The organism is Campylobacter sp. BCW_6463, assembly GCF_001762785.1.
Taxonomy (GTDB): domain Bacteria; phylum Campylobacterota; class Campylobacteria; order Campylobacterales; family Campylobacteraceae; genus Campylobacter_D; species Campylobacter_D jejuni.
The window spans coordinates 1-5219 of sequence record NZ_MJXL01000016.1; the positions used below are offsets into that span (position 1 = coordinate 1).

General features: G+C 31.0%; 4 protein-coding genes. 2 read left to right on the forward strand and 2 right to left on the reverse strand.

Annotated features, from left to right (window positions below):
* The first annotated feature begins 95 nt into the window (after window positions 1-95).
* Window positions 96-899: a hypothetical protein gene (locus AJ884_RS01670; protein ID WP_070233291.1), complete on the forward strand. Its 804-nt coding sequence runs from the start codon at window positions 96-98 to the stop codon at window positions 897-899.
* Between the two features lie 342 nt (window positions 900-1241).
* Window positions 1242-4184 (forward strand): conjugal transfer protein TraG N-terminal domain-containing protein, encoded by a 2943-nt coding sequence (locus tag AJ884_RS10045; RefSeq protein WP_261660550.1) that lies wholly within the window; start codon window positions 1242-1244, stop codon window positions 4182-4184.
* Window positions 4185-4333: 149 nt separating this feature from the next.
* Here AJ884_RS10045 and AJ884_RS01680 read toward each other — a convergent pair whose 3' ends face one another.
* Both AJ884_RS01680 and AJ884_RS01685 read right to left on the reverse strand, forming a co-directional pair.
* Window positions 4334-4777 carry a hypothetical protein gene (locus AJ884_RS01680; protein ID WP_070233928.1) on the reverse strand — a complete coding sequence of 148 codons (444 nt, stop codon included), beginning with the start codon at window positions 4775-4777 and terminating at the stop codon, window positions 4334-4336.
* A gap of 176 nt (window positions 4778-4953) precedes the next feature.
* The coding region (locus AJ884_RS01685; RefSeq protein ID WP_261660551.1) for a DUF2442 domain-containing protein at window positions 4954-5219 on the reverse strand (266 nt) is incomplete at its 5' end.

Consider the following 5219-nt stretch of genomic DNA (forward strand, 5'->3'; position numbering starts at 1 on the left):
TAGATATAATTTTCCGCAAGAACTTCGAGCTAAAATACTAGCTTATGCTAAAGAGCATAATATAAAAGAGTAAACCACAAAAGAAAGGAAAAACAATGCAAAAAATACTTCAAATCGATTTAGAAAAAAGAAAAGCTTTAGAGAATTTCAAAAATCTAGCTTTATTAGGATTAGGTGGAACAATGCTTTTAAATTTAAAAGAACAAGCTTTGGATTTTACTCAAGAATTAACTTATATAAATACTTATGATAAGTATTTAAATTTAAAGCTTGATTCTTTTTATATCCCTTCTACACTTTTATCTTTGCTTCAATTAACTCAAAAAAGCAAAGAAGCTTTTTATATCAATGTTTTAATCAATAGCGATACACATTATAAAAATCCTTTATTACAATATGCTATTACCCAAAAACAAGAACAAGAAAATATCGTTTATGCTTTAAAAAATAATGAAAATATTAATGCTTCTTTTGCAAATCTTAATGCTTTAAAATTAGCCTTAGAAGAAAAGAATTTTTATCTTAATTTTATAGATTTAAACAGCAAAGAAAGTCTTTTAAGTTTTTATAATCAAATAATAAGCAATAATCATTTTAGAAATTATTTTTATTTTAAAGATAATCAATTTTTTATTAAAAAAGATATAAAAAATAAAATTTTATTTCATAGTATTCACTCTTCTTCTATTATAAGTAATTATCTTAGATTGTTAAATGATTTTAATACTTTAAGCAAGATAGAACTCATAAATATATTAGAAAGTTTAAGTTTATACAATCTTTCAACTTTAATACAAACTATGCAAACTATACAATCAAAAAATGAATATAACTCAAAAGACTTTGATAAAGATAGTATCTTTTTATCTAATATGATTATGAATGTGAGATTGAAGTAAAAAGATAGTAGATTTGGTAAATTTAAATCTTGTTAAGTTTATTATTTAGTTCAAATAAAAAATATAAAAAAATATAGAAATTCAATAGAAGAAGAGAAGCTTAGTTAAAAGTTTGTTTGGTTAAGCCAAAGGGAAAATTATAGCTCCCCTTAAAAAAAGGGGAAATCAAGTGTTAATAACACTTGACTATAATTATACAAAGTAGTATAATTATTACTATAATTTTATTGGACAATTTAATCACCGCCTTTCTAGGTTATGATTAATGCCAAAGGTAGCCGCCTTTGGCATCTACCTTTTATAATTATACCAAACAAACTCTTTAACTTCTTAAAACAGTCCATGAAAAGATTTTACTTTTTATTCTTTAGCACTTTGTTTTTTGCACCTTCATTTTTATTTGGTGCAACTGAAATAGCTAATAGCAATTTAATTTATACTTGGGGTTATGGCGATGTGATGAATGAAATCATGCAAGCTGTTAAAGGTATAACCACTGAAACAAGTTATATCGTTAATGCAGCCTTAGCTATCTCATTATTGCTTTTTAGTATCAAAAAAGCAATGGATGGACAAACAAATCCTGTGTTTGAATTTGGAAAAATGTTTATACTTTTTGCTGTAGTGTGGCAGATGTTTTTAAGGGCGCCAAATGACAATAATCACCGCTTCATGATTCACGATGAAGTAACAAGTAAAGATTATGTCATTTCTCAAATTCCTATAGGCATAGGAAAAAGCTTTGCATTAATGACACAATTTGAGAAGGTTATCCTAGAAGCTATGGAAAAACATTTTTCAACTCCACAATCTACAAATTTCTCTAACGCAGGTTTAGGTTTTTCACTTCAAGTGATGAGTACTTTACCAAGCGTAAAGCTTTCGGCTATTGATGCAACTTTGCAAAAAAATATTGATTTTTATTTTAGAAACTGCGTTTCAGTAGGTATCTTGCTTAATCAACAAGGTAGAAATCTTTTTCAAAACTCTGATAATTTAATGCAAGATCTTTTCACAAACATAGGCAATGGCTCTCAGCTTACTCCTTTGTTTAAAAATAACAATAATGTTGAAGAACAAAGTGTTGTACCTTGTTCTGATGCAGGTCCTCAAATCGTTGAAATGATTCAAAACGATACAGATGAAGCTATGAAGATTCATGCTGCTTTGCTTGGTATGGTAGATGATATGACAAATTATGAGCAAAAGTTCTTAGGCGCTGCACAAATCTATAACGAACAAGCTGTAAGTGCTAGATCTTATTTACAGCAATCCATGATAATGCTTGCTTCTCAAGATGCAATCATTAATACCGCTAAATCAGTAGGATTAAATCCTGCTTCTGTGGCTGCAAATACTGCTTATGCGGATCAGCAATTTTATGCAAGTATGCAAGCACAAGGACACATGGCGCAAACTTATTTGCCTTTAGCTAAAGCTTATTTAACAGCTATTATCATAGGTTTATCTTGGCTTGTTGCTTTGCTTTCTATTGTATTTGGCTCTTACGCACATATTAAGATGTTTTTTACTCTATGTATTTGGATAGTGCTTTGGACTCCTATTCTTTGTATTATTAACTATCTAAATGATTATAATCTTATGAAAGTTGCACAAGTAATAACAGGTGGAAAAGCAGCTTTAAGCTTAGGAGATAACATGCTTATATTCAAAGAAGTAGCAAATAGATCAAATTTCATGAATTATCTTGTAATGAGTACTCCTGTTTTAGCTTATGCAATTGCTAAAGCAAGTGAGCAAGGATTTATAACTTTTGCTTCTGGATTATCTCAAGCTCTAACAGGTGCTTCAAGAGCTGCTGGAAGCTTTGCAAATCAGCAAGCCTTATCTACACAAACTAGCATTGCTGCTCCTAGAGGAGATGAAGTTTGGGCTGTGGGTGCAGGGGTAGTGAGTTTGCAAGGTGCTACTAGCATAGGAAGCAGTAGATATTCTACTACTAGCATAGCAGGGGGTGGAACAACTGTGGCTGATGTAAATACAGGTTCTAAAATAAGTGGTGATATGCAAGGCGTTACTGCTGCTAACATTGCAGGACTTAGTGCTAGTGATATGAAATCAAAACAAGCTTCTTTAGCAGGTGAAGTTTCTCAAGGTATTAGCGATGCTTTAAAAACAGGACAAACTTCTCAATCTGTTGCTAATATGGCATTTGATCATTCTGCCTCTCATGGTATTAATGCTCAAGCACAAGAAATCTTTAAAGCAAGCTCTACTATGGCATTTGATAAGATGGCTCAAGCAGGAGATCAAAGAGCGCAAGAACTTATGTCAGCACTCAAGGCAGGTGGCAGTATAGCAGGTGTAGTAGGTGGTAATGTGAGTATTACAGAAAAAGATGGTACAAGTAGAACCTTTCAGTTTACAGATAAAGAAATGCAACAATGGGCTAAGGACTTTGGGGATAATGTGGCTTCTACTTATGCTCGTGATGATTCAGCTAGAGCCTCTCTTAATAATGCTTTCTCAACCTTTACAGGTAAAGAATTCTCTCAAGTGCATTCAGCTATTAATAAATATAGCTCGGTTGAATCGTTTGCAAGCAATGTTAACTCTGATTCTGTGCCTAAAGCACTCAATAATTACATTCGTTCAGGTGATAATGCAGCAATTACAAATGCTTGGAATAGTGGTAATATCGGAAAAGCTATGGCAATGGCTTCTGATGATTTCCAAAGATGGAGCGTTAACAATCCACAACAACTCTCTAAATACTTTAACGCAGGAGATTTTAGTAGTCCGCAAAACACTATGGGTTCTGTAGGCATGCAAAATTATTATAGTCCTTCTACAGCTTCTGCAATCCATAAAGGCAATTATGGCACAGTAGATTCAGCAGCCGTAGGATTTGGAAATAGTTATGAAGCTGATAAGAAATCTATGGCAGAAGGACATTTTAACACTACAGGACAAAACACAGCTTGGGGACAAGGTAATTCACAAGGAACAGTGCAACAAGAAGTTCAAGGACAGGTTAATAATGCGGTAAATCAATTTAATAAAGGCGCTCCTGCAAGAACAGTTGATGATGGTGTTAAGGTTGCAGAAATGGCTGCTGATGGAGCAAAAGGTTCATTTAATAATACTGTAAATGCTTTAGGAACTGTAACTCAAACAGCCCTAAATAATCCTTCTCAACTTCTTGATTCTAAGTTTTGGACAGGTGCGAGAGATGCGAATGGTAATTTAATGCAACCTTCAAATGGCGGAAATAATAATTCTGCCCCTCCTGCGCCTAAAATACCTCCTGAATTTTTAAAATAAGCAAGCTAATTTAGGCTTGCTTATAAATATTGTTAAAATATGTTTTTGCTTTTTATTTGTGGAAATATTAAGTATGTAATAAAAATTTGAAAAATGTTTGCAAGAATGATAATTAAAATAAGCTAGAAATTTTTCTAGCTTTATAAAAATTAATTAAAAAAAACCTTTTCACCTTTTTTATTTTGTGTATATAATTCTCCTATACCTTCAGCATTAATAAAAGAAGGATCGTACATATGTTTATTATTTCTCGACTTAACTGTATCATCAACACAAACATCTATTAAACCAAAGAAAAAAGAAAATGTTTTTTTGATGATCTTTAAAACCACTTTCACTAATTCATAAGGCAATTTTAAAATACCTATGAAAAGATTTTTAACTCCACTTTTAGAACTATCTTTTTTAATACTTTTTATGGTTTTTATCCAAGCTAAAGCATAATATAAAATGAAAGCAGTTGCTATTAAGCCTATAAGTGTTTTTGTAAATATTTCATTCTTGCTTATAAATAAAATGCCTATATTAGTCAAAATCAATACAAGAAACACAATAAAAGTGATCTTTAATTTCATATTTACTGCTTTATCCATCTTTATTCCTTTCAATTATAACTTATTCATATTTTTAATAAAATTATACCATATTTTAATAATTTTTGCAAGTTTTTTTGCTATAAAATGCCTATTTTTTAGGGGTTTTAACGGGGTTCTTTTTTTTATTTAACTTGGGAAAAGTCGCCAAAATCTTCATCGGTTTAATTGTATTTTCACGCTACTTTGTTCGCATTACTTTTAAGCATAGCTTCTATACTTAAATGACAGTCCAATTCTTCCCATTCGATGCCTGTATTATCACAGATAAAATGCCATTTTTCTAAATCTTCTAAATTTGCATTTTCAAGTTCTTTGTACCATTTTAAAGGAGTTTGGATTATGCGTTCGTCTTCTAATAAAACAATAAGATAATCTTTATTGAATTTTACATTCTTTGCCTTAACTAAAGTATTCATTCCATCTCCTTTCAAATTCAAGT

Bases quoted from the DNA above. Each gene is read 5' to 3' on its own strand.
- AJ884_RS01670 (WP_070233291.1), top strand. From the start codon at position 96: ATGCAAAAAATACTTCAAATCGATTTAGAAAAAAGAAAAGCTTTAGAG.
- AJ884_RS10045 (WP_261660550.1), top strand. From the start codon at position 1,242: ATGAAAAGATTTTACTTTTTATTCTTTAGCACTTTGTTTTTTGCACCT.
- AJ884_RS01680 (WP_070233928.1), bottom strand. From the start codon at position 4,777: ATGGATAAAGCAGTAAATATGAAATTAAAGATCACTTTTATTGTGTTT.